Annotated in this window: 18 protein-coding genes; 12 read left to right on the top strand and 6 right to left on the bottom strand. The window is 72.3% G+C overall.

The features are described 5' to 3' along the window. Positions 1–195: 195 nt before the first annotated feature. Complete coding sequence (locus tag ACTMS2_RS02955) at positions 196–2,145, top strand: hypothetical protein (protein WP_441174090.1); 1,950 nt, start codon at positions 196–198, stop codon at positions 2,143–2,145. Between the two features lie 49 nt (positions 2,146–2,194). On the opposite strand, the gene ACTMS2_RS02950 is transcribed toward ACTMS2_RS02955, so the two are convergent. The 3 genes from ACTMS2_RS02950 to ACTMS2_RS02940 all read right to left on the bottom strand — a co-directional run bounded on the left by ACTMS2_RS02950 (position 2,195) and on the right by ACTMS2_RS02940 (position 7,414). Continuing rightward, positions 2,195–3,700, bottom strand: a complete 1,506-nt coding sequence (locus tag ACTMS2_RS02950; RefSeq protein WP_441173926.1) for a glycosyltransferase family 87 protein — start codon at positions 3,698–3,700, stop codon at positions 2,195–2,197. A 118-nt stretch (positions 3,701–3,818) separates the two neighbouring features. Further along, positions 3,819–6,752 carry a transglycosylase domain-containing protein gene (locus ACTMS2_RS02945; protein WP_441173925.1) on the bottom strand — a complete coding sequence of 978 codons (2,934 nt, stop codon included), beginning with the start codon at positions 6,750–6,752 and terminating at the stop codon, positions 3,819–3,821. 194 nt (positions 6,753–6,946) lie between these two features. Continuing rightward, a complete protein-coding gene (locus ACTMS2_RS02940) occupies positions 6,947–7,414 on the bottom strand; it encodes a DUF5318 domain-containing protein (RefSeq protein ID WP_441173924.1) in 468 nt (155 codons plus the stop codon). Positions 7,415–7,589: 175 nt separating this feature from the next. Here ACTMS2_RS02940 and ACTMS2_RS02935 point away from each other — a divergent pair, with 175 nt between their 5' ends. Both ACTMS2_RS02935 and ACTMS2_RS02930 read left to right on the top strand, forming a co-directional pair. Continuing rightward, on the top strand, positions 7,590–8,228 hold the full coding sequence (locus tag ACTMS2_RS02935) for a PadR family transcriptional regulator (protein WP_101413433.1): 639 nt from the start codon (positions 7,590–7,592) through the stop codon (positions 8,226–8,228). A gap of 23 nt (positions 8,229–8,251) precedes the next feature. Continuing rightward, positions 8,252–9,331 (top strand): inositol-3-phosphate synthase, encoded by a 1,080-nt coding sequence (locus tag ACTMS2_RS02930; protein WP_334561472.1) that lies wholly within the window; start codon positions 8,252–8,254, stop codon positions 9,329–9,331. A gap of 104 nt (positions 9,332–9,435) precedes the next feature. Here ACTMS2_RS02930 and ACTMS2_RS02925 read toward each other — a convergent pair whose 3' ends face one another. Next, on the bottom strand, positions 9,436–9,915 hold the full coding sequence (locus ACTMS2_RS02925; protein WP_441173923.1) for a methylated-DNA--[protein]-cysteine S-methyltransferase: 480 nt from the start codon (positions 9,913–9,915) through the stop codon (positions 9,436–9,438). Between the two features lie 83 nt (positions 9,916–9,998). Here ACTMS2_RS02925 and ACTMS2_RS02920 point away from each other — a divergent pair, with 83 nt between their 5' ends. Both ACTMS2_RS02920 and ACTMS2_RS02915 read left to right on the top strand, forming a co-directional pair. Then, the gene (locus ACTMS2_RS02920; RefSeq protein ID WP_441173922.1) at positions 9,999–10,520 is read left to right on the top strand and encodes a hypothetical protein; all 522 of its coding nucleotides are present in this window, start codon (positions 9,999–10,001) and stop codon (positions 10,518–10,520) included. A gap of 28 nt (positions 10,521–10,548) precedes the next feature. Then, positions 10,549–12,066: a flotillin family protein gene (locus ACTMS2_RS02915; RefSeq protein WP_441173921.1), complete on the top strand. Its 1,518-nt coding sequence runs from the start codon at positions 10,549–10,551 to the stop codon at positions 12,064–12,066. A gap of 221 nt (positions 12,067–12,287) precedes the next feature. Here the strand turns inward: ACTMS2_RS02915 and ACTMS2_RS02910 are convergent, their stop codons facing one another. Next, complete coding sequence (locus ACTMS2_RS02910) at positions 12,288–13,748, bottom strand: CCA tRNA nucleotidyltransferase (RefSeq protein WP_441173920.1); 1,461 nt, start codon at positions 13,746–13,748, stop codon at positions 12,288–12,290. Between the two features lie 134 nt (positions 13,749–13,882). On the opposite strand from ACTMS2_RS02910, the gene murJ reads away from it, so the two are divergent. The 7 genes from murJ to ACTMS2_RS02875 all read left to right on the top strand — a co-directional run bounded on the left by murJ (position 13,883) and on the right by ACTMS2_RS02875 (position 22,426). Next, complete coding sequence (murJ, locus tag ACTMS2_RS02905; protein WP_441173919.1) at positions 13,883–15,634, top strand: murein biosynthesis integral membrane protein MurJ; 1,752 nt, start codon at positions 13,883–13,885, stop codon at positions 15,632–15,634. A gap of 462 nt (positions 15,635–16,096) precedes the next feature. Then, positions 16,097–17,701: a protein kinase family protein gene (locus tag ACTMS2_RS02900; protein WP_363891985.1), complete on the top strand. Its 1,605-nt coding sequence runs from the start codon at positions 16,097–16,099 to the stop codon at positions 17,699–17,701. A gap of 43 nt (positions 17,702–17,744) precedes the next feature. Next, positions 17,745–18,536 carry an RNA polymerase sigma factor SigM gene (gene sigM / locus ACTMS2_RS02895; protein ID WP_441173918.1) on the top strand — a complete coding sequence of 264 codons (792 nt, stop codon included), beginning with the start codon at positions 17,745–17,747 and terminating at the stop codon, positions 18,534–18,536. Then, the gene (locus ACTMS2_RS02890; protein WP_441173917.1) at positions 18,533–19,624 is read left to right on the top strand and encodes a hypothetical protein; all 1,092 of its coding nucleotides are present in this window, start codon (positions 18,533–18,535) and stop codon (positions 19,622–19,624) included. Before sigM ends, ACTMS2_RS02890 begins: the two co-directional genes overlap by 4 nt. A gap of 180 nt (positions 19,625–19,804) precedes the next feature. Further along, entirely contained in the window at positions 19,805–20,758 is a 954-nt protein-coding gene (gene trxB, locus ACTMS2_RS02885) for a thioredoxin-disulfide reductase (RefSeq protein WP_441174089.1), read from the top strand. Positions 20,759–20,790: 32 nt separating this feature from the next. After that, positions 20,791–21,114, top strand: coding sequence for a thioredoxin (gene trxA / locus ACTMS2_RS02880; RefSeq protein WP_089002804.1), 324 nt, complete (start codon positions 20,791–20,793; stop codon positions 21,112–21,114). Positions 21,115–21,262: 148 nt separating this feature from the next. Further along, positions 21,263–22,426, top strand: coding sequence for an N-acetylmuramoyl-L-alanine amidase (locus ACTMS2_RS02875; protein WP_441173916.1), 1,164 nt, complete (start codon positions 21,263–21,265; stop codon positions 22,424–22,426). 43 nt (positions 22,427–22,469) lie between these two features. Here ACTMS2_RS02875 and ACTMS2_RS02870 read toward each other — a convergent pair whose 3' ends face one another. After that, on the bottom strand, positions 22,470–23,135 hold the full coding sequence (locus ACTMS2_RS02870) for a GNAT family N-acetyltransferase (RefSeq protein WP_210834776.1): 666 nt from the start codon (positions 23,133–23,135) through the stop codon (positions 22,470–22,472). Positions 23,136–23,428 lie beyond the last annotated feature (293 nt).

The following is a 23,428-nucleotide window of genomic DNA, read 5'->3' as shown; positions in this document are numbered from 1 at the left end:
GCCGGGAAGGCGGACACCGCCACCACCGGCAAGACGAAGGCCGAGGCCTCCGGCACCGCCGGGAAGGCGGACGCCGCCGGGAAGGCAGACGCCGCCGAGGCTGGCGCGACCGGCGGGACGGACGCCAAGGCGGACGCGGCCGGCAAGACGGACGCGGCCGGCAAGACGGACGCGGCCGGCAAGACGGACGCTGCCATGGCAGGCACGACCGGCAAGAAAGAGGCCGAGGCCCGCGGCTCGGACAAGACGGATGCGACCGGCAAGGCAGGCGCAGCCGGTACGGCCGGTGCCGAGGGCGCGGGTGGGGACGGCGGCAAGGCTGCCACCGGTAAGGCCGGGGACGGGAGCGGAAAGGCCGAGGACGGGAAGCCCGACCGTTGGGAGGCCTTCGCGTCCGCCCCCGAACCGGTGCCGTCCCGGCTCGGGCGCGCCGCCCGGGCGGTCGGCCGCCTGCTGGTGCACGAGTGGACGCTCGCGGCGCTCGCCTCGCTGGCGTTGGCCGTGCTGCTGACCTGGCCGACGCTGCGCTACCCGCGCCACACCCTGCCGCAGGACTACTGGGACCCCAGCCTCCAGGCGTGGCAGATGGCCTGGTCGGGGCACATCCTGCTGACCAACCCGGCGCAGCTGTGGCAGTCGAACACCTTCTTCCCGGAGCCGTGGAGCTTCGCCTTCTCCGACACCCTGCTCGGGTACGCCCCGGCGGGCATGATCGGCACCGGCCCCGAGGCCGCCGTGCTCCGCTACAACATCATGTTCGTGCTGGCCCACGCGCTCGCCACGCTCGGGGCGTACGCGCTGGCCCGGCAGCTCGGCGCGGGCCGGATCGGCTCCGCGGTGGCCGGGGTGAGCTTCACGTACGCGCCCTGGCTGCTGGCCCAGGCCGGGCACCTGCACGTGATCTCGAACGGCGGCATCCCACTGGCGCTGGCCATGCTCGCCCGGGGACACGGCTGGTCGCTGCGGCACGGGTACCGTCCGGAACGCCGGCACGACGGCTGGGTCTACACCGGCTGGATGGTCGCGGCCTGGCAACTCAGTCTCGGCTTCGGCATCGGGTTGCCGTTCGCGTACTTCCTCGCCGGGACCGTGCTTGTCGCGGCCGTCACCTGGTTCCTGCGACGCTGGGTCGTCCGGCCGGTCAAGCGCCCGTTCGGCCGTCGGCTGCTGATCGCGGACCTGGTCGGCGGTCTGCTCTTCGCCGGCGTCGGCGCGCTGCTGGCCTACCCGTTCTTCACGGTGGCCGAGGCGCACCCGAACGCGAAGCGCTCCATCGGCGACATCGCCATCTTCTCCCCGCCGGCGAGCGGTTTCTTCACCGCGCCCGCCGAGTCGCGGGTGTGGGGCGGGCTGCACGAGGGGGCGAGGGCGTTGCTGCCCTGGCATCCGGAGATGACCCTGCTGCCCGGCTTCGTGCTCTACGCGCTCGCCGCCGGCGGTCTCTTCTTCTCGGTCTGGAAGCTGCGCCACCGGCTGCTGCTGCTCGCCGGGGTGGTGGTGACGATGGTGCTCGCCATGGGCACCCGGTTCTTCGACGGCACCTTCACCTACGTGCCGCTGTTCGAGTACCTGCCCGGTTGGAACGGCCTGCGTACGCCGGGCCGGCTGATGCTCTGGACGACGCTGCTGCTCGGGCTTCTCGCGGCGGGCGCGGTCAGCGCGTTCGCCACCCGGGTCCGGGAGATCTCCGCCGAGCGGATCCCCTCCTGGCCGAGCCCGTGGCTGCGGCTGGCCACGCTGCTGCCGCTGGTGCTGGTGATCGGCGAGGGGTTGAACTCCACGCCGCACCCGGTCGTGCCACCCCAGCCGGCCGCGATGCGGACCGTGGACGGGCCGCTGCTGGTGCTGCCCAGCAACCAGAGCCTCGACCAGCCGGTGATGCTCTGGTCCACGACCAGATTCCAGGACGTGGTGAACGGAGGGAGCGGCTTCACGCCGCGGCAGCTCGACGACGTACGCCGGGTCACGCTCTCCTTCCCCGACCAGGTCAGCGTCGACTACCTGCGCGTCCTCGGCGTCCGCAACGTCCTGCTGATGCGCGACCACATCGCCGGCACGCCGTGGGAGGTCACCGTGGACGCGCCGGTCGACGGGCTCGGCATCACCCGCGAGGAGATCGGCGACGTGGTCGTCTACCGCCTCTGACCGGTGTTCTCCCGGCCGTCGGGGTCGTCGCCTACGGCCGGGGGTCCGGTCAGACGGCGGCGGGCGTCGGCTCCGCCGGCACCTCGGGGCGGCGTCGCCAGCGGTCGAGCCAGGGCGCGTCCGGGGCCCCGTCGAGCAGCCCGCCATCCGGGTCGTCGGCGTAGGTCCGCCGCACCGGATCGAGTTCCGGCCGCAGAATCTCCCGGACGACCAGCACGCAGAGCACCACCACGGTGGCCAGCCGCAGGGTCGACGCCAGCACGAAGACGCCCTCCGGAAAGACCGGCTTGCTGGTCGCCGCGCCGAGCAGCTCACCGTAGAAGGCCACGAAGTAGCAGACCTCGGCCACCTGCCAGGCCAGGAAGGCGCCCCACTTCGGGCGGGCGAGCACCACCAGCGGCAGCAGCCAGAGCACGAACTGCTGCGACCACACCTTGCTGAAGATCAGGAAGGCGGCGACCACCAGGAACGCGAGCTGGGCGAGCCGGGGCCGGCGCGGGGCCAGCAGCCCCAGCGCGGCCACGCCGAGGCAGGCCAGCCCGAAGAGGGCGTACGACAGGGTGTTCAGCGTCGGGATGTTGACGTTCAGCCACTCGAACGGACCGAGGTCGGCGGGGTTGGTGCTGCCGACCTTGCCGTCCAGGTAGCGGCCGATGTACCAGAGGGTGCCCCAGTCGATGGGGCGGGTCGAGTTCAGCTCGAAGAAGCGGTCCCAGTTCTCCCGGTAGGGAATGGCGACCGGAAGGTTCACGAGGACCAGGGAGACCAGGGCGGCGCCGAAGGCGGTGAGGGCGGCCCGGAGGCGCCCGGCGCGCAGCGCCAGCACCAGGATCGGGCCGAGGATGAACAGCGGCCACATCTTGGCCGCCCCGGCGAGACCGAGCAGGACGCCGGCCGCCAGTGGTCGGCTGCGCGCCCAGGCGAAGAGGCCGAACGCGGCCAGACCGATGGCGAGCAGGTCCCAGTTGACCGTGGCGGTGAGCATCAGCGCGGGGGCGAGCGCGAAGAGCGCGGCGTCCCAGGGTCGGCGGCGGCGTAGGGCGAGGAGCACCGCCACCGTGGCGACCGCCAGCGCGCCGAGCACCAGGGCGTTCAGGTTGTAGAACCACATGCCCTGGTTGAGCCCCGGGTCGTTCTGGCCGAGGGCGTGCACGGGCAGGCCGAGGGCACCCATGAAGTACCCGGTGAGCACCGGATACTCGACGGGGTGGTCCTGGTAGGGCACCGCGCCCTCGTTGAGCCGCTCGGCGTAGTAGAGCGCCAGCACGTCGGTGTAGCAGAACCGGGTGTACTGCACGTTGTTCTGCCAGGCGCCGTCCTGGCAGGGCGACTTCTGCACCCAGTGCAGCGCCAGGGTCAGGCAGACCAGGGCCAGGACGATGCGGGTCGCGGTCCAGAACCGGCTCTCCCGCCCGGCGGGCCGGTCCAGGGCGACGGCGTGATCGCCCAGCGGGCCGCCGATGGCGCCGGAGAGGCCCCGGACGAAGCCGTCGGAGCGGGACGGATGGTCAGGGGCACCGGCGTCGTCGATGCCTGGCGTCGACTGCGTGCTCATGAAGGTGCATCCTGCCGTACATCGGGCCTCCGCGTCCCCTCCCGCTCACGACACGTCGATATGCGAAACGCCGCCGGCGGCCGGAGAGGTTGCTCCGGCCGCCGGCGGCGTTCGTCGATCAGTCGTTGTCCGGTCGGGGTGTCAGGCTCGGTAGCAGCCCGCCCCCGCCGCCGTCCCGACCGGGACGCGGATCGGTCGGGGTGGTCGGCGCCGTGGGACCACCCGGAGGGTTGCCGCCGCCGTTGTTTCCGCCGCCGTTGTTCCCGCCACCCGGCGGGCAGAACAGGCCGAGGGGATCGCAGTTCGGCGGGCCCGACGGAGGCGGCGGGGGCGGGGGCGCCTCGCCGTTGCCGGTGTTCGGGTCGCCGACGTTCGCCGCGGGCGGGAAGTCCTTCTTCTCCCAGTCCTTGACCTTGTGTGCCTCGTCCATGAACCGTTCCCAGATGGTGCCCGGCAGGTTGCCGCCACTGATCTTGGTGCCGTTCTTCAGCTTGAGCGGCTTGCGGTCCTTGACGTTGCCGACCCAGACAGCGGTCGCGATCTGCGGGGTGTAACCGATCATCCAGGCGTCGCCGTTGTCGTCGCTGTTCGACTTGAGTTCCCAGGTGCCCGTCTTGGAGGCGGCCTTCCGGCCGTCGTCGAGCTTGTGGTCGACCCGTGCCGGGTACTGCTCCAGCACCGAGGTCACGTCCGCCACGACGTTCTTGTCGATGCGCTGCTCACCCTTGAGCGAACCCTCGTCGGCGATCTTCTTCCACTTGCCGGTCAACTCGTCCCGCTTCTCCACGGAGTAGAGGAAGTGGGCCTTGTGGTAGCGGCCCTGGTTGGCGAAGGTGGCGACGCCGTTGGCGTGGTCCAGGACGGTGATCGGATACTGACCGTAGCCGACGACGTGGAAGAACGGGCTCGGCGCGATGTCCTTCGGGTCGGTCTTGGTGAGGTCGTAGCCCTTCGGCGGGTTGGTGTCCGAACGCCACATCATGCTGACCCCGGCCTTGGCCGCCATGTCGACGACCTTGTCCGGGCCGATCGTCTCGGTGACGTGGTAGAACGGCACGTTCAGCGACTTCAGGGTGGAGACCGTCAGGGTGCAGGAGTCGCCGCACTCCGGGTTGTCGACGCCGGCGTTGCTGACCTTGAACTTGGTGCCCTTCGGCGTGAACGCCCTGCCCTTCCAGCGCGACTCGAGGGCCTTGCCCTCCTTGAGCGCCGCCGCCAGGGTGTAGATCTTGAAACTCGAGCCCGGCGGGTGACCGCCGTAGGGGTTGCCGGAGGCGTCGGTGTTCTTGCCGGCGTAGTCGGTGCCGGTGCCGTTGTCGCCGCCGTAGTAGGCGAGCACGCGACCGTTCTTCGGCTCGATGGCGACCACCGCTGCCATCAGGTTCGGCGGCTGGTCGGAAAGCTCCGACCCCTTCCTGCTGCGCTGGGCGGTCTCGACCGCCGCCTTCTGGATCTTCGTGTCGATCGTGGTACGGATCTTGTAGCCACCCGACATCAGCGCCTGGGAACAGAGCGGCTTGGCGTCGGTGACCTGATCCTCCTTGTCGACGCAGATGCCCTTGTCCCGCATTTCCTGCTTGACGTAGTTGATCACGTTGCCGTACGGGGTGTTGACGCCGTAGTCGATGCCGGCGCCGCCCTGGCTCGGCTTTCTCAGCGTCTTGGTCGGGTACTCGGCCAGAGTGGGAGCCTGCGGCTTGCCCGGGGCGTTCAGCCAGCCCTCGGCGACCATGCCGCTGATGACGTACTCCCAACGGGACTTGGCGTCGGTGGGGTTGACCGCCGGATCGTAGCCCTTGTGGCCCGCGTTGGCCTCCGGCTGCTTGATCAGCGCCGCGAGGACCGCGCCCTCGGCCACGCTCAGCTTGTTCGCCGGCCTGCCGAAGTACGTCTGTGCCGCCGCCTCGATGCCGTGCGCGCCCCGCCCGAAGTAGATGATGTTCAGGTAGTGCTGCATGATCTGCGGCTTGGTGTACTCGTCGTTCAGCTTGGAGGCGAGGATCGCCTCCTTGACCTTCCGGGCGTACGTGTCGTCCTTGAGGTTGTCGAACGCGTTGCGGGCGTACTGCTGAGTGATCGTCGAGGCGCCCTGCTTGCTGCCACCGGAGACGTTGTTCCACGCGGCCCGGACGATGCCCTTGTAGTCCACACCGGAGTGCTCGTAGAAGTTGCGGTCCTCGGCCGCCGCGACCGCGTCCTGCACGTGCGTCGGAATCTGGTCGATGGTGACCAGGGTCCGGTTCTGCGTGCCGACCTTGGCGATGATCGTCTTGTTGTCCGAAGCGTAGAGGGTGGTCGCCTGCGGCGGCGTGGTGTCCTCCGGAAGCACCACGTTGGTCGAGTAGTAGGTGAAGCCGACCACGCCGAGCCCGGCGAGCATGATGAAGACGGCAAAGCTGGCGATCAGCAGGTTCACCCGCTTGCGCTTCTTCGCCCGCGCCGCGCCGGCCGGGTCGCCCGCTCCCCGCGCGCGTCGGCCGGGGCCGGTCGGCCCGCCGGGCCCACCCGGTCCACCGGAGGCCGGCGAGACGCTCGCCCGCGCCGTGGCCCGGCCGCTGACGCCACCGACCGCCGCCGACCCGACACTGGCCCGTCCGGCCGAGGCGGCACCCACGGCAGCCGTACCGACCGTGGCGCGACCGGCCGACCCGCTGGCGGCCGGGGAGACCGGCACCGACGCGCGACCCGCGCCGGCCGCCCGGCCGGCGGCCGGCGCCGGCGAGACGGGCACGGAGGCCCGACCCGGCCCCGCCCGCCCCACGGAGGCGGAACCCACCGAGGCCGAACCGGCGGCGGAACCGCCTCGCGGCGGGACGGCCGCCGACGCCGAACCGGAGGCCGGAGCGCCGCGCTGCGGCACGGACGCCGAGCCGCCGACCGAGGCCCGCCCGGCACCGGCGGCCCGAGGCGCTACCGAAGCGCGGCCCGCGGGTGCCGTACCCTCCTGTGCAGCCGACCAGCCGCCCCCGCGGGCGTCACCGCCGGGGTCGCCGTGCTGGCCCGGAATCTGGGCCCGCCCGCGCGGGGAACTGGAATCGCCGTACGAGTTCATTCCTCACACCCTGCCGTCGCGGTGGGACGCGGCTGCGCCGCCACCGGTTTGCCGTGAGATGGGACACCCGTCGAGGGCGGCACGTACGTGCCGGTCGACCGGTGCTACTTGCGAATCAATCGGGCTAATCAGACCAACGAGCCGTCGGTCTCCCCGGGCGTGCGTGCGGCCGGGGTCGGCCGATCGAGCGAAGATCACCGTTGCGCCTCTCGCCTCCGTCGACCACCCGCACCGTTGCCCGTGGCGGCCGCGCCGCCCACCGCGTCCTGATCCGGCCCGCCCTCCGGGCTGCCGGTCAGCCCGTCCCGGCCGAGCAGGTACTGCTCGACGAGATGGTTCCAGTCACAGCCGAGACACACCTCCACCACGAAGACCTGGAACTCACGCACCGTCATCGCCAGCATCGGCAACTCGGCCAGTGTCCGGGCCTGTCCGGCGGACTGCTTGAGTTCGTCGCCGTAAATGTAGTGGACGTGGGTCAGGTTCTCGCTCCGGCAGATCGGACACCGCTCGTCGGTCGGCTCACCGTGGAAGCGGGCAGCGTTCTTCAGGTAGGGCGAGGCGTCGCAGACGTCGTACGTGCCGACCCTGCCCGCGAGGAGTTCACGCAGCACCGCTCGCTTCCGGAGCGAGTAGTCGACCATCTGGCGCTGCGTACGCATGCGGAGAAGGGTACGCGGTCTCGCCGGACGGGGCGACCACGGTGACGATGCGTGACCACGGAACCGCGGAAACGAGGGTTTGCCCTGATCACGGTGATCCGCTAGCGTGCGATGTATCGGTCCGATACATCGCGGCGGTTACCGCTCCGCCTAGAGGGTACAGAGAGGATGGCCCGTGCTCGAGCTCGCCATCCTCGGCCTCCTGCAGGAGTCTCCGATGCACGGCTATGAGCTGCGCAAGGAGCTGACCGCCAAGCTCGGTGCGATCAGGGCGGCGATCAGCTACGGCTCGCTCTACCCGACCCTGCGCCGCCTCCAGGCGGCGGGGTGGATCACCGAGGCCGCCGACGCACCCGCCACCGCCGAGGAGGTTCCCGCGCTGACCAGCCGGCGAGGCCGGGTGGTCTACGAAATCACCGCGGAGGGCAAGGAACGCTTCGCCCAGTTGATCGCACAGACCGGGCCGGAGACGTACGACGACACGGGCTTCGGCGTGCACTTCGCGTTCTTCGCCCGGACCGACCAGGCGACCCGACTCCGCATCCTCGAGGGTCGCCGGCGGAAGATCGAGGAACGCCGCGAGGGGCTTCGTGACGTGCTCGGCCGCGCGGCCGAACGCCTCGACGCCTACACGCTGGAACTGCAGCGCCACGGCCTGGACGCCTGTGAGCGCGAGGTCCGCTGGCTGGAGGAGCTCATCGCCAACGAGCGCTCCGGCCGTGCCCCGACCATCCCGTCAACCGGGACGGCCGGCGGCCGACGAGAAGACAACAGCCCGCCTCCGCCTGGAGAGTCCAGGAATGAGCGGCCGTGATGAAGAAGAAGGAGGCAGACGCTATGGGCTCCGTCCGCGTCGCCATCGTCGGTGTGGGTAACTGCGCCTCGTCCCTCGTGCAGGGCGTGGAGTACTACCGGAACGCCGACCCGAACGACCGCGTCCCGGGTCTCATGCACGTCACCTTCGGCGACTACCACGTCTCGGACGTGCAGTTCGTCGCGGCGTTCGACGTGGACGCCAAGAAGGTGGGCATGGACCTCGCCGAGGCGATCGTCGCCAGCGAGAACAACACCATCAAGCTCTGCGACGTGCCGCCGACCGGCGTCACCGTGCAGCGCGGTCCGACCTTCGACGGTCTGGGCCAGTACTACCGCGAGATCGTCGAGGAGTCCGACGCCACGCCGGTCGACGTCGCCCAGGCGCTGCGCGACGCGCAGGTCGACGTCGTGGTCTCGTACCTGCCGGTCGGCTCCGAGCAGGCCGACAAGTTCTACGCCCAGGCCGCGATCGACGCCGGCTGCGCGTTCGTCAACGCGCTTCCGGTCTTCATCGCCTCCGACCCGGAGTGGGCCAAGAAGTTCGAGGACGCGGGCCTGCCGATCGTCGGCGACGACATCAAGAGCCAGGTCGGTGCCACCATCGTGCACCGCGCGCTGGCGAAGCTGTTCGAGGACCGGGGCGTCGAGCTGCTGCGCACGTACCAGCTCAACTTCGGCGGCAACATGGACTTCATGAACATGCTGGAGCGCAACCGCCTGGTCTCGAAGAAGATCTCGAAGACCCAGTCGGTCACCTCCCAGATCCCGCACGAGATGAGCAAGAGCGACGTGCACATCGGTCCGTCGGACCACGTGCCGTGGCTGGACGACCGCAAGTGGGCGTACATCCGCCTGGAGGGGCGCTCCTTCGGCGACACCCCCCTCAACGCCGAGCTCAAGCTCGAGGTATGGGACTCGCCGAACTCGGCCGGCGTCATCATCGACGCCGTCCGCGCCGCGAAGATCGCGCTGGACCGGAAGATCGGCGGCCCGATCCTGTCGGCCTCGTCGTACTTCATGAAGTCCCCGCCGGTGCAGTACGCCGACCACGACGCGCACGCCGCCGTCGAGGCGTTCATCGCCGGTGACGTCGAGCGCTGACGCGCCGACAGCAGCACCGTCGAGGGCCGGGTCCACGGGGACCCGGCCCTCGCCGCGTCCGGCCCTCCCGCAGCCGTACGCGCAGGGGGCCGTCTCGCGCCGCGTCAGGACCAGGCGCGCCGCAGGGCGACTCCCGCCTCCAGCTCCAGCAGCGTCACCTTGCGGTCCAGGCCACCACCGAAGCCGACCAGCTTGCCGCCCGCGCCGACGATCCGGTGGCACGGCACGAGCACGGGGATCGGGTTGCGATTGCAGGCCACCCCGACCGCGCGCGCGGCGCCCTGGTCGCCCAGCCGCCGGGCCACCTCGCCGTAGGTGAGTGTCTCCCCGTACGGGATGAGGGTCATCTCGCGCCAGACGCCCCGCTCGAATTCGGAGCCGCCCGGCGCCGCCAGCGGCACGGTGAAGGCGGTCAGCTCGCCCGCGAAGTACGCCCGCAGCTCCGCCAGCGCCTGCCGGGCCGCCTCGTCGTACGGCTCCTCGGCCGCCCCGGGGGCCCGGCCGAAGTGGGCCCGGCACACGTGGGTCCCGTCGGTGGCGACGGAGAACTCGCCGATCGGGGAGTCGAGCACGGTCCAGCGCATCCCGCCATTGTCCCCCGCGCCCCGACACGGTCTCCCGCCCGAGCCGCCGACGCCCCGGCCGACGTTTGCGGGCCACCGATACCGTGCAGGTCGTGGCCACGGGGACGCTGATCTTCCTCATCATCGGCGGCGCGGGCGTCGCGGTCCTGGCGCTCGCCCTGCTCGGCGGCGAGCTGCTCCACTTCGGCAACCCGGACTTCGACGGTCCGGTGTCGGCGGAGGCGGTCGCCGGGTTCACCGGAGCGCTCGGCTTCGGCGCCGCGATCGTCAACGAGCTGGTCGGTGGGCGTACGCCCGGGATGATCGCCGTGGCCCTGGCCGGCGGCGTCGTCGCGGCCGTGCCCACCGCCTGGGCCGCGGCCCGGCTGAGCCGGGCGGCCCGCGACATGCGCACCGATCCCACCCCCACCCGCCACCACCTGGTCGGCGCGCTCGGCCTGGTGGTCACCCCCGTGCCCGCCGACGGCTACGGCGAGGTCCGGGTCCGGGTGGCCGGCCAGCCGGTCAAGCTCAACGCCCGCGCCGACCGACCGATCCCGGTCGGCGCCCAGATCTTCGTGGTCGAGGCGCTGAGCGAGACCAGCGTGCACGTCGAGACCTACTGAACCCCCTCATAGAAAACAGGACGGTCACATGCCCCTTCTCATCGCCATCGGCGGCGCGGTCCTCCTCGTCCTCGTGCTCGTGCTCTTCGTGCTCTCCCGCATCAAGGTGGCCGGGCCGAACGAGGCGTTCATCGTCACCGGCCGCAAGGGCCGCACCACCCAGACCGCCGACGGCGGCCGGTCGACCGACAACTCCGGGCAGAAGGTCGTGCTCGGCGCGTCCGTCTTCGTCCTGCCCGTGGTGCAGAAGCTCCAGTCGCTCGACCTGTCCAGCCGGCGGATCGACGTCGGTATCAAGGGCGCCGTCAGCAAGCAGGGCATCCGCGCCGACCTGCACGGCGTCGCGATCGTCAAGGTCGGCGGCACCGAGGACGCCATCCGCGCCGCCGCGCAGCGCTTCCTGCACCAGCAGGACGAGATCGAGGACTTCACCCGGGAGGTGCTGGCCGGCGCGCTGCGTTCGATCGTCGGCCGGCTCACCGTGGAGGAGGTCATCCGGGACCGGGCGGCGTTCGCCAGCGCGGTCGCCGAGGAGGCCGAGCACTCGATGACCAACCAGGGCCTGGTGCTGGACACCTTCCAGCTCCAGGACATCCTGGCCGAGGGCTCCTACCTCCAGGACCTGGGCCGGCCGGAGGCCGCCCGGGTGCTCAAGGACGCAGCCATCGCCGAGGCGCGGGCCCGGCAGCAGGCCGAGCAGGAGCGGCTGCTCGCCGAGGAGGCCATCGCCGAGGCCAACCGGAACCTGTCGCTCAAGCAGGCCGCCATCCAGGCGGAGATCGACGCGGCCAAGGCGAAGTCCGCCGCCGCCGGTCCGCTGGCCCAGGCCGAGCGGGACCAGGCGATCCTCTCCGAGCAGCAGAAGGTCGCCGAGCGCAACGCCGAGCTCAAGCAGCGCCAGCTCGACACCGAGGTGCGCAAGCCGGCCGACGCCGCCCGCTACAAGGTGGAGCAGGAGGCCGAGGCGTCCCGCAACGCGGCTGTGCTGAACGCCGACGCGCAGCGCCAGGCTGTCATCGCCGCCGCCCAGGCCGCCGCCGAGCAGGCCCGGCTCACCGGTGAGGGTGAGCGGGCCCGCCGGGCCGCGCTGGCCGAGGCCAACGCGATCGAGGGCGCCAAGGAGGGTGAGGCCGAGCAGCGCCGCCGCTCCGCCATCGCCGAAGCGGTCGAGCGGGAGGGTGCGGCCGAGGCCGCCGCAATCCTGGCCAAGGGCCAGGCCGAGGCCGACGCGATGGCCCGCAAGGCCGAGGCCTTCGCGGCGTACGGCGAGGCCGCCGTGCTGGACCTGCTGGTCAAGGTGCTGCCGCAGGTGGTCGAGGCGGCCAGCGCCCCGATCGGCGCGATCGACAAGATGACCGTCATCTCCACCGACGGCGCCTCGTCCCTGACGAAGTCGGTGGCGGGCAACGTCGCCCAGGGGCTCCAGCTCGGCAGCGACCTGACCGGCATCGACCTGGCCGGCCTGCTGGGGAAGCTCGGCTCGGCGGCGGCGACCACCGGCAACGGCAAGCCGCCGGTCGACGGCACGACCGTCGAGACCCGCTGACGCCACCAGCGCAGCGGTCGGGCCGCTGAGCGCGACAGGGCGCCGTCCCCGGCAGGGGGCGGCGCCCTTCCCGTGCCGGAGCCGGGCCACGCCGTTGCTGTCGGTGCCGGTGGTCGCCCTAGCCGTCGGCCGGCTCGACCAGTCCGACCCCGTCGGCCGGATCGATCAGGCCCTCGTCGTCCGGCCCGGTCCGTCGGACCCGTCCCGCGGAACGCGGCGGGCTAGCCGACGATGCCCTCGTCGCGGGCCCAGCGCAGCAGCTCCGCCTCGGCCTCGTCGCGGTCCAGCGGGCCGCGCTCCAGGCGCAGCTCCTTGAGGTGCTTCCAGGCCTGCCCGACCACCGGCCCCGGCGGTACGCCCAGCAGCTCCATGATGGCGTTGCCGTCCAGGTCGGGCCGGACCCGCGCCAGGTCCTCCTCGGCGGCGATCCGGGCGATCCGCTCCTCCAGCGCGTCGTAGTCGGCGGCGAGTTGGGCCGCCTTGCGCCGGTTGCGGGTCGTGCAGTCCGACCGGGTCAGCTTGTGCAGGCGCGGCAGCAGGTCACCGGCGTCGGCGACGTAGCGGCGCACCGCCGAGTCGGTCCACTCGCCCCGCCCGTAGCCGTAGAAGCGCAGGTGCAGCGCCACCAGCGCGGTGACCTTGGCGGTGATCTCCTTCGGGTAGCGCAGCGCCTTCATCCGGGCCTTGGTGAGCCGGGCGCCCACCACCTCGTGGTGGTGGAAGCTGACCCGGCCGTCCGTGCCCACCGCCTTCGTCGCCGGCTTCCCGACGTCGTGCATCAGCGCGGCCATCCGCAGGACGAAGTCCGGCCCCTCGGTCTCGTACGAGACGGCGTTGCTCACCACGGTGAGGGTGTGCTCGTAGACGTCCTTGTGCTGGGCGTGCTCGTCGATCTCCAGCTTCAGCCCGGTCAGCTCCGGCAGGAAGCGCTCGGCGAGCCCGGTGTCGACCAGCAGCCGCAGCCCGGTGATCGGGTCCGCGCCGCAGAGCAGCTTGGTGAACTCGTCGCGGATCCGCTCGGCCGTGATCCGGTCCAGGTCGGTGGCCATCCGGGCCATCGCCGCGTACACGTCGGGGTGCACCGCGAAGCGCAGCTGGGCGGCGAAGCGGGCCGCGCGCAGCATCCGCAGCGGGTCGTCGCCGAAGGACTCCGCCGGGGTGCCCGGGGTGCGGATCACCTTGGCGGCGAGGTCGTCCAGCCCGCCGTGCGGGTCGGTGAACCGGTGCTCGGGCAGGCTGACCGCCATCGCGTTGATGGTGAAGTCGCGCCGCCTCAGGTCCTCGGCGAGGTCGGTGCCGTACTCGACGACCGGATTGCGGCTGACCTGGTCGTACGACTCGGCGCGGAAGGTGGTGATCTCCAGTCGCAGCCCGTCGCGCTGGCACCCGATGGTGCCGAACTCGCGGCCGGTCTCCCAGATCGACTCGGCCCAGCCGCGCACGACGCGCAGGGTCTCGTCGGGGTGCGCGTCGGTGCAGAAGTCGAGGTCGTCGCCGAGGCGGCCGAGCAGGGCGTCGCGTACCGAACCGCCCACCAGGTGCAGCTCGTGGCCGGCCCGCGCGAACCGGCGGCCCAACTCGTCGGCGACCGGGGAGACCCGGAGGAGTTCGGCGACGGCGTTGCGCTGCGCGGCGGTGAGTTCGCGGCGGTCGGCGGCGTGGGGAGCGGAGGCGTCGGACATGGGAGCGCCAGCCTATCGGTCCCGGCGGGGATGTGGTCCGCCGGGCGCGGGTAACGGGTGGCCGTTGACTATCGTCTGTGACGTGCGGGCCGGGCCCCGGCTGCGACGTACCTCTCTGCCTTGGAGGCGACAAGATGAGCGGCGGTCTCTACCGCAGCGCGAACGCCGCCCAGGGCGGCGCCGCGCCCGGCCGGCCGTCGGACGGCGCCACGTTCATCTCCGCCGAGCCGCTCAACCAGCCGGCCCTGGAGTCGACCGCGCCGCCGCAGGAGCAGGTGGCCGAGGCCAGCGCCGCGACCAACAGCGCGGTGATGGCGATCGGCAGCCTCGTCAGCCGGGGTACGGGCTTCCTGCGCAACCTGGTGATCGCGGCGGCGCTCGGCGGCGCGCTGGTCGGTGACGCGTACACGACCGCGCAGATCCTGCCCGGGATGGTCTACGAGTTCCTGCTCGGCGGAGTGCTCACCAGCGTGCTGATCCCGGTGCTGGTGCGGCGGCGCAAGTCCGACGCGGACGGCGGCCAGGCGTACGCCCAGCGGCTGCTCACCCTGGCGGTGCTGGCGCTCGGCGTGGCCGCGCTGTTGGCGGTGCTGGCGGCATCGTGGCTGACCTGGCTCTACGGGAGCGGCGAGTCAACGGACGGCTACTCGGATCTGGTCACGGCGCTGGCCCGCCTGATGCTGCCGATGATCTTCTTCTCGGGTCTCAGCGCGCTGATCAGCGCGGTGCTCAACACCCGGGGCCACTTCGCCGCCCCGATGTGGGCGCCGATCCTGAACAACCTGGTGGTGATCGCCACCGCCGGCCTCTACATCGCGATCTTCGGCGCGAAGATCATCCAGCCGGACGAGATGACGACCGGGCGGGTCCTGCTGATCGGCGGCGGCACCCTGCTCGGCGTGGCGATCCAGGCCGCCGGCCTGCTGCCGGCGCTGCGCAAGGTGGGCTTCCGCTGGAAGCTGCGCTTCGACTTCCGCGAGCTGGGCCTGCGCGAGCTGGGCCGGCTCGGGGCGTGGATGTTCTGCTACGTCGCGGTCAGCCAGATCGGCCTGATCGTGCTGTTCAACCTGCTGAACCGGGCCGGCCGGGAGAGCGCCGCCGGTCCGCTGATCTACAACAACGTCTTCCTGCTGCTGATGACGGCGCACGGCATCATCGCCGTTTCGATCATCACCGCGCTGATGCCCCGGATGAGCGCCGCCGCCGCCGACGGCCGGTACGCCGACGTGGCCGCCGACCTGTCCCGGGGCACCCGGACGGTCACCGCGGTGCTCGCGCCGATCGCCGTCTGCTACGCCGTCCTCGCCTCCCCGATCGCGTTCACCCTGTTCAGATGGGGAGCGTTCGACGAGGAGAACGCCGCCGCCACCTCCGTGGTGCTGCTCGCCGCCGCGCTCGCCCTGGTGCCGTTCGCGGTGAGCCAGTTGTTCACCTTCGCCTTCTACGCGCTGCCGGACACCCGCACCCCGGCGCTGATCAACATTCCGGTGGTGGCGCTGCGCATCGGGGTGCAGGTCGTGCTCTACGTGGCCTTCTCGGCGAGCTTCGTGGGTGCCGGCATGATGATCGGCAACGCCGTCTCCTACCTGGCCGCCGCCGTCGCCTCGGCCTGGCTGCTGCGCCCCCGGGTGGGCCGGATCGGCCTCGGCGAGATCATGCGGACCGGCGGCCGGGTCCTGGTCGCGGCGCTCGGCTCGGCGGTGGTCGGCCTGATCGTGGTCAAGTTGCTGCCCGGCGACGACACGCCGAGCCGCCTGGAGGCCATCGTGCAGCTGGTGGTCGGCGGCGCGGTGATCGGCGGGACGTACCTCGGGCTGGCGACGGTCCTGCGGATCGGCGAGATCACCGAGGTCGTGGGCATGGTACGGCGCCGGTTGGGCCGCTGACCGATGCCCGACTCCCCGGCCGGCGGCCGTCCTGCGGGCGGACTCCACTCTCTGTGAACGAGGATCACCAGCCTGGGGATGCGCCTGTGGATAACTCCGCGATTCACCGCTCAACCACCGGATCGGCCTGTGGATAACCAACCGTACGGATGAGCATGATGGGCCCGGTCGGGGGGAACCCGGCGGCGTCGGCGCGATCGCCGCACCGGCCGGCCCCCTCTCTGCGGGTGCTTGCGGTCAACCTCTAGATTGGCCAGTACATGTGCCAGCAACGTGGCCGACAACGGGCGCAACCGGACAAGCCGGCCGCCTGCCGGCAGCTCAGCCCGGGAGCGGCGCGAAGATGACATGTCGGGGAGACGGCCAACCCGGGTAAGGTCGCACTCGACGGGTACGGCAGGCGCCGGCGCTCCGCGTCGACACCGGTCGACCGGTTCCTTCGAAGGCAGAGCGGGAAGCCACATGCCCAGCAGCGCGGGTCCATCGATCGACACGATCACCGAGGGAGGACGGGTGACCCAGGTCGGCGAAGGTCAGGAGGCGGAGGAGAGCGCTCCTCAGGTCGTGACCTTCGGTGCTCCCACGGCCGGTGAGATCCTCGCCGAGCGTTACGAGTTGGTCGAGCACATCAACAACGACAGCGCGGGTCGGCTGGTCTGGCGCGGGGTCGACGTCATCCTGCGCCGTCCCGTCGCGGTCGTGCTGCGCTACCCGGGTGGCGACTCGGCCACCGAGATGCTCCAGGGCGCCGTCGCGGCCAGCCGCGTCATCCACCCCAACCTGGTCGGCGTCTACGACGCGATCGACGAGGCCGAGCGGGCGTACGTGGTGCGGGAGTGGGTCGACGGGCAGTCGCTGCGCGAGCTGGTCGCCGACGGCCCGCTGGACCCGGCGCGCGCAACCACCATCGGCAACGCGGTCGCCAGCGCCCTCGCCGCCGTGCACGCCACCGGCATGGTGCACGGCAACGTCCACCCCGGCACGGTGATGATCAGCGACGACGGCCGGGTGGTGCTGGCCGACGCGCGCACCGACGGCGCCGACAGCCAGCAGAGCGACGTCCGGGCGATCGGCGGGGTCCTCTACTTCGCCCTGACCGGGCACTGGCCGCACGCCGAGGCCCCGCTGCGGGGCGCCACCGCCGGCCACGGCCGGGCCGCCATCCCCGACGCCGTACGCGACGCCGGGGGTGCGCTCGCCGCGCCCCGGCAGGTCCGGGCGGGCGTGCCGGCGTACCTCGACGACCTCACCATGGACCTGCTCGACGCCGAGATCGAGCCGCCCTCGTCGGACGTGCTCGCGGCCGAGCTGGCCCGGCTGGACGTGCCGGCCGACGAGCAGTTCCTCGACAACGCCGGCCCGCTGCGCTTCACGGCCGACACCGGCGAGGAGCCGTCGCCGCTGGCCGCCGCCGGCGGACGCAAGGTCGCGATCGGCATCGCCGGCCTGCTGGCGGTCGCCCTCGTGGGCCTGCTGATCGGCATCACCACCCTGCGCGGCGGTGACAACGACCCCCAGACGAACCCGGTCGCCGCGCCCTCGTCGAGCGCGCCCGGTGACGACGCGACCCCGGCCGCCGTCACGGCCGGGCCGCTGAAGATCAGCGCCGCCCGGATCATCGACCCGGAGGGCGACCGGACCGAGGTCCGCAACGCCGACAGGGTCTTCGACGGCAACGAGGACGAGGGCTGGGAGACCCAGACCTACCGGGGGCGGGCCAACTTCGGCAACCTCAAGAAGGGCATGGGCGTCTGGATCGACCTCGGCGGCGAGCACACCGTCAAGTCCGTCCAGGTCCTCCTGTCCGCCCGGGGCGCCTCCGCCCAGCTCTACGCCGGCACCACCGACCGGCCGTCGTCGTCCTCCGGGGACGCGCAGCTCTTCGCGGACTACAAGAAGACCGCGATCGGCCAGCCGTTCGAGGAGCACGAGGGCACCAAGATGACCTTCAACGGCTTCAACGCCGACCAGAAGTACCGCTACCTGCTGTTCTGGATCACCGAGCTGCCGTCGAGCGACGGCGGCTACAAGCTCGGCGTCCAGGAGATCACGGTCCAGGGATCGTGAGCCGGCCACCGCGCTCCGGGCACCGCATCCGCCGGACGTGGTGATGGGCGTACGCGGAGAACGAGCGACCGGTGGACCAGTGGGTCCACCGGTCGCGTCGTCGGTGCCGCCGGCCGGGGCTGCGGACCTCGACCTCCTGCACGCCCACGTGGCCGGCGACCCGCACGCCTTCGCCGAGCTCTTCCACCGGCACCGGGACCGGCTCTGGGCGGTGGCCCTGCGTACGCTCGGCGACCGCGAGGAGGCCGCCGACGCACTCCAGGACGCCCTGCTGTCCGCCCACCGGGCCGCCGGCCGGTTCCGGGGCGACTCGGCGGTCACCACCTGGCTCCACCGGATCGTGGTGAACGCCTGTCTGGACCGGATCCGCCGCCGCCAGGCGCACCCCACGGTGCCGCTGCCGGACGGGGTCCGCGACACCGACTCCGGCACCGGGGGCGTCGAGCCGGCGGCGCCCGTGCAGGACCACGACACGGCGCTCGTGGTCCGGCAGGCGCTCGCCGAACTGCCGGCCGAGCAGCGGGCGGCGCTGATCCTGGTCGACGTGCAGGGCTACCCCGTCGCCGAGGTGGCCCGGATTCTCGGCGTGGCCGAGGGCACGGTCAAGAGCCGGTGCGCCCGGGGACGGGCCCGCCTGGCGACGCAGCTCGGCCACCTGCGCCCCCGTCCCGCCCCGCAGCGGGCCGAGGAGCGGTCCACCCCGCAGCGGGCCGAGCCGGCCCCGACGGCGGGTCCGAACGTGCCGGCCGTCACCCGAGGGAACCCGCGGTCGTCCGAGGGCGTCCGATCGGGGTCGGGACGGTCCCGGCGGGATGCCCACCAGGAGGACGCGTGACGGCCGGGGGGTTCAGGGAGGTCGACCACGACCTGCTCGCCGACTACCTCGGCGGGGCGCTGGACGGCACCCCGGAGGAGGAACTCGTCGCCCGCCTGGTCGACGAGGACGCCGACTGGGCGCAGGCGTACGCGCTGCTGGCCCCCGCCGTGGCGGACGTCCGGGCGGACCTGGCCGCCTGGGGCTCCGCCGCACCCGAGATGCCGGCCGACGTCGCCGAACGGATCGCCGCCGCGCTGGCCCACGCCACCGCCACCGGTGCCGCGTCCTTCGGGCCGGGCGGCGACTCCGAGCCGGTCCTTGCGGGGCCCGGTTCTTCGGGGTCCGCCGACGTCGGGCCAGGCCCTTCGGCTGGCGGCGCGGAAGCGGAACACGCCGGGGCGCAGCCGGGGGTCAGGATCGGCGCCGGCGCGGTGCCCACGCAGCCGCTCGGCGGTTCCGGAAGGCGTCCGGCGGGCGTACCCCGCTCGGAACCGGGTCGCGGCGGGGCCACCGGGCCCGGCCGACGGCGGCGCCGCTGGGGCCGGCTGGCGGGGCCCGTCGCGCTGGCCGCGGTGTCGATCGCGGCGGTCGGCCTCGGCGTCAACCAGTTCACCAGGGAGCAGCAGACCGGCGGTGCCGCGGACACGGCGTTGCCCGGCTCCGCGCACCGCGAGGAGGCCGGCCCGGCCACCGTCACGCCGTTCCGGATCTCCGGCGAGCCGTCGGTACGCAGCGGGACGGACTACACGCCGGAGTCACTGGCCGCCCTCCCGTCGTCGCCGAAGGCACGGCCGTTCACCGGCGGACCGCCCAGGGAGCAGCCCGGCGTCCAGGCGGAGGGCGGGCGGCTGCCCGGCTCCGCCCTCGGCCTCGAGCGGCTCACCGACCCCGCCGCGCTGGGCGCCTGCATCGGCGCGATCAAGGCCGAGCACGGCAACGGTCCGCTGGTGGTCGACGTGGTCGACTACGCCCGCTTCCAGGGGCGCCCGGCGCTGATCGTGCGCTTCACCGACGCCACGGGGACGGGCTGGGCCTGGGCCAGCGGCCCGGAATGCGGGGTCCCCGGGTCCGGCTCGGACAGCCGCTACCGCACGCGGGTAGGGTGAATTCGCGGCCACCGGACGTTTGACCGTCCGCGTGACCTGACCCACCCGGATGACCGGCTCGGGAATCCCCGGTTCGTACGATGACGTTCTGCACATCGAAGTGCCGGCACCCGAGGGGCGTCGGCATCGGATCGGCATCGGTGCGCGCCGATGACGAACAACACGAATCGGGAGACGGCAGTGGACGAGGTCCGCAACCTGATCATCATCGGCTCCGGGCCGGCCGGTTACACGGCGGCGGTCTACGCGGCGCGCGCCAACCTCAAACCGCTCATCATCGAGGGCGTGCAGTCCGGCGGTGCGCTGATGACGACCACCGAGGTGGAGAACTTCCCCGGCTTCGCCGACGGCATCCTCGGCCCCGAACTGATGGACAACATGCGCAAGCAGGCCGAGCGGTTCGGCGCGGAGTTCCTCACCGACGACGTGACGCGGGTCGAGCTGAAGGACACCGGCAGCGTGGGCTCCGACGCCCTGAGCACCGTGTGGGTGGGCCAGACCGCGTACCGGGCCAGGGCGGTCATCCTCGCCACCGGCTCCGCGTGGCGTCCGCTCGGCGTGCCCGGCGAGCAGGAGTACCTGGGCCACGGCGTCTCCTCCTGCGCGACCTGCGACGGCTTCTTCTTCCGCAACCAGCACATCGTGGTCGTCGGTGGCGGTGACTCGGCGATGGAGGAGGCGAGCTTCCTCACCCGGTTCGCCGACTCGGTCACCATCCTCCACCGCCGGGACTCCTTCCGGGCCAGCAAGATCATGGCCGAGCGGGCGCTCAGCAACGACAAGATCAAGGTCGAGTGGAACACCGTGGTCGAGGAGATCCTCGGCGACGATGGCAAGGTCTGCGGGGTGCGGGTACGCAACACGCACACCGGCGAGTCCAAGGTCCTCGACGTCACCGGCGTCTTCGTGGCCATCGGCCACGACCCGCGCAGCGAGCTGTTCCGGGGGCAGGTGGAGATGGACGACGAGGGCTACGTGAAGGTCGAGGCGCCCAGCACCCGCACCAGCGTGCCCGGCGTCTTCGCCGCCGGCGACCTGGTGGACCACACCTACCGGCAGGCGATCACCGCCGCAGGCACGGGCTGTGCCGCCGCGCTGGACGCCGAGCGCTTCATCGCCACGTTGCAGGGCTGAACAACCGAAACACATTCCGGAGGAGGGTCATAGTGGGAGCAACGAAGTCGGTCACCGACGCGAGTTTCGCCGTCGATGTGCTGAAGTCCGACAAGCCGGTTCTGGTGGACTTCTGGGCCGAGTGGTGCGGCCCGTGCCGCAAGGTGTCGCCGCTGCTGGAGGAGATCGCCGGCGAGATGGGCGACCAGGTCACCATCGTCAAGCTCAACATCGACGAGAACCCGGAGACCGCCCGCGCCTACCGGGTGATGTCGGTCCCGACCCTCACCGTCTTCAAGAACGGCGAGCCGGTGCAGTCGATCGCCGGCGCCAAGCCGAAGGGCGAGCTCGTCAAGCTCATCGAATCGGCGCTCTGAGCAGCACCGACGCGCGTCGACCCCGTACCCGGTCCGCCGGGCACGGGGTCGACGCGTTTTTCCCGACGTGGGGCCCCGGAGCCCCCGGAGCGCATAACCTCAACCCGGGGCCGCCCGGCCAGCAACCGTCGTGCAGAGGGGGTCGTGCGTGCGTCCGATCCGACCCGGTGACCGTGGACCCGCGGTGACGGAGATCCGTACGGTGCTCACCGGCCTCGACCTTCTCACCCCGACGGCGCCGGACGCCGACGAGTTCGACACGCACACCGAACGCGCCGTGCGAGCCTTCCAGCAGTCCCGGGGGCTCAGCGTGGACGGCCGCGTCGGCGCCGAGACCTGGCGGGCCCTGGACGCTGCCCGCTGGCGGCTGGGCGCCCGCACGCTCTACCACGCCGTACCGGAGCCGCTCACCGGCGAGGACGTCCGCTCACTCCAGGAACGGCTGCTGGAGATGGGGTACGACGTCGGGCGCGCGGACGCCATCTACGGCGTACGGACCTCCCGGGCGGTCGCCCAGTTCCAGCGGGAGGTCGGGCTGACGCCCGACGGCTCGTGCGGCCCGCACACCATGAACGCGTTGCGCCGGCTCGGCCGCAAGGTCGTCGGCGGGCGCCCGCAGTGGCTGCGCGAGTCCGACGCCATCCGGCAGTCCGGCCCGACGCTGGTGGGGCGGACCGTCGTCATCGACCCCGGGCACGGGGGCACCGACCCCGGCGTGCTGGTGCCGGACGGGTCCCTGCGGTGGACCGAGGCGGATCTCGTGCACGACCTGGCCAGCCGGTTGGAGGGCAGGCTCGCCGCCTCCGGCGTCCGCGTACAGCTCACCCGCGGGCCGGCCCCGGAGGAGTGCCTACCGGACGTCGACCGCGCGGAGCTGGCCAACTCCCTCGGCGCCGACGTGTTCATCTCGCTGCACGTCGACGGGCACGCCAACCCGGAGGCCGAAGGGGTGGCGACCTACCACTACGGCACCGACAACGGGGTGACCTCGGCGACCGGGGAGCGGCTGGCCGGGCTGGTGCAGCGCGAGATCGTCGCCCGCACCGGGCTGCGCGACTGCCGTACGCACGCGAAGGCGTGGGACCTGCTCCGGCTGACCCGGATGCCAGCCGTACGCGTCGAGGTCGGCTACCTCACCTCGCCGGCCGACCGGGACCGACTGGTCGACCCCCGGTTCCGGGACCGGGTGGCGGAGGCCATCGTCGCCGCCGTGCAGCGGATGTACTTCCCCGTCGAGCGGGACGTCCCCACCGGCTCGATCGACGTGAGCGAGCTGCGGGCGGTGGTGGCCGCCGGCACGGTGGTGGACTGAGCCCGCTGCCGCCTAACGTCGCCCGAAGTCGCCCTTTGCAGGGTCAGCCGGCGGTCGAGCGGGTGGCCGGAGCCGGGCGTACGGGGCGGAGCAGCGTCTCGGGACTCATCGAGCCGAGCAGCTTCTCCAGCGCGTACTCGACGTCGGACTTCCAGCTCAGCGCCGTACGCAGCTCCAGCCGCAGCCGCGGGAAGCGCGGGTGCGGGCGGACCGTCTTGAAGCCCACGGAGAGGAAGAAGTCGGCCGGGGCGACGCAGGTGCCGGCGGGGTCGGCCGCGTCGCCGAACTTGGCGTCGCCGAACGCCTCGATGGCCTTGATGCCGCGCTTGGTGAGGTCCCGGGCGACGCCCTGGACCAGCATCCGGCCCAGCCCGCCGCCGGCGAACGCGGGCACCACGTTGGCCGTCATCAGCAGCGCGGCGTCGGCGGATACCGGGGAGGTGGGGAATGCCATCGAGCGCGGCACGTAGGCCGGCGGGGCGTAGAGGACGAAGCCGGCCGGCATGCCGTCGACGTAGACGAGCTTGCCGCAGGAGCCCCACTCCAGCAGGGTCTGCGAGACCCAGGCCTCCTTCTCCAGCCCCGGGTCGCCGGCCGCGCAGGCCCGGTCCGCCGAGACCGGATCAAGCTCCCAGTAGACGCACTGCCGGCACGGACGGGGCAGGTCCTCCAGGGTGTCCAGGGTCAAGCTGACCAGACGTCGCGACATTGGTGCATCCCCACATTAGGCTCGGAGGTGAGACCGGCACGGAACGACAACGCCGCTTTCCTGCCCCCGACGAGCGATCGTACGCCGCAAACGGACGCGGCGGGAGGGGACGCGCGAATGCCCCTCCCGTCGGGGCGCCCGCCGGGTCCGCGATGTGGACGCCGGCCGCCGGCACGGTGGCATTCTGGCAGGCGGCGACTAGGATCGACACCCGGCGTCCCGCGTCGCCATGGTCGTCGGTGTCCCGGGTACGCCGGGGCGGGAGCCACCCGAGCAGCCATCGAGGTGATGTC

The organism is Micromonospora sp. SD12 (assembly GCF_052068495.1).
Classification (GTDB): Bacteria; Actinomycetota; Actinomycetes; order Mycobacteriales; family Micromonosporaceae; genus Micromonospora; species Micromonospora echinofusca.
Note: the sequence above shows the minus strand (reverse complement) of the source record. Positions and strands in the feature narration are given on the sequence as shown.

Bases quoted from the DNA above. Each gene is read 5' to 3' on its own strand.
- ACTMS2_RS02925 (WP_441173923.1), bottom strand. From the start codon at position 9,915: ATGCGCTGGACCGTGCTCGACTCCCCGATCGGCGAGTTCTCCGTCGCC.
- ACTMS2_RS02900 (WP_363891985.1), top strand. From the start codon at position 16,097: ATGCCCAGCAGCGCGGGTCCATCGATCGACACGATCACCGAGGGAGGA.
- ACTMS2_RS02950 (WP_441173926.1), bottom strand. From the start codon at position 3,700: ATGAGCACGCAGTCGACGCCAGGCATCGACGACGCCGGTGCCCCTGAC.
- sigM (WP_441173918.1), top strand. From the start codon at position 17,745: ATGGGCGTACGCGGAGAACGAGCGACCGGTGGACCAGTGGGTCCACCG.
- ACTMS2_RS02955 (WP_441174090.1), top strand. From the start codon at position 196: ATGGCAGGCACGACCGGCAAGAAAGAGGCCGAGGCCCGCGGCTCGGAC.
- murJ (WP_441173919.1), top strand. From the start codon at position 13,883: ATGAGCGGCGGTCTCTACCGCAGCGCGAACGCCGCCCAGGGCGGCGCC.
- ACTMS2_RS02915 (WP_441173921.1), top strand. From the start codon at position 10,549: ATGCCCCTTCTCATCGCCATCGGCGGCGCGGTCCTCCTCGTCCTCGTG.
- ACTMS2_RS02870 (WP_210834776.1), bottom strand. From the start codon at position 23,135: ATGTCGCGACGTCTGGTCAGCTTGACCCTGGACACCCTGGAGGACCTG.
- ACTMS2_RS02930 (WP_334561472.1), top strand. From the start codon at position 8,252: ATGGGCTCCGTCCGCGTCGCCATCGTCGGTGTGGGTAACTGCGCCTCG.
- ACTMS2_RS02940 (WP_441173924.1), bottom strand. From the start codon at position 7,414: ATGCGTACGCAGCGCCAGATGGTCGACTACTCGCTCCGGAAGCGAGCG.
- ACTMS2_RS02945 (WP_441173925.1), bottom strand. From the start codon at position 6,752: ATGAACTCGTACGGCGATTCCAGTTCCCCGCGCGGGCGGGCCCAGATT.
- ACTMS2_RS02910 (WP_441173920.1), bottom strand. From the start codon at position 13,748: ATGTCCGACGCCTCCGCTCCCCACGCCGCCGACCGCCGCGAACTCACC.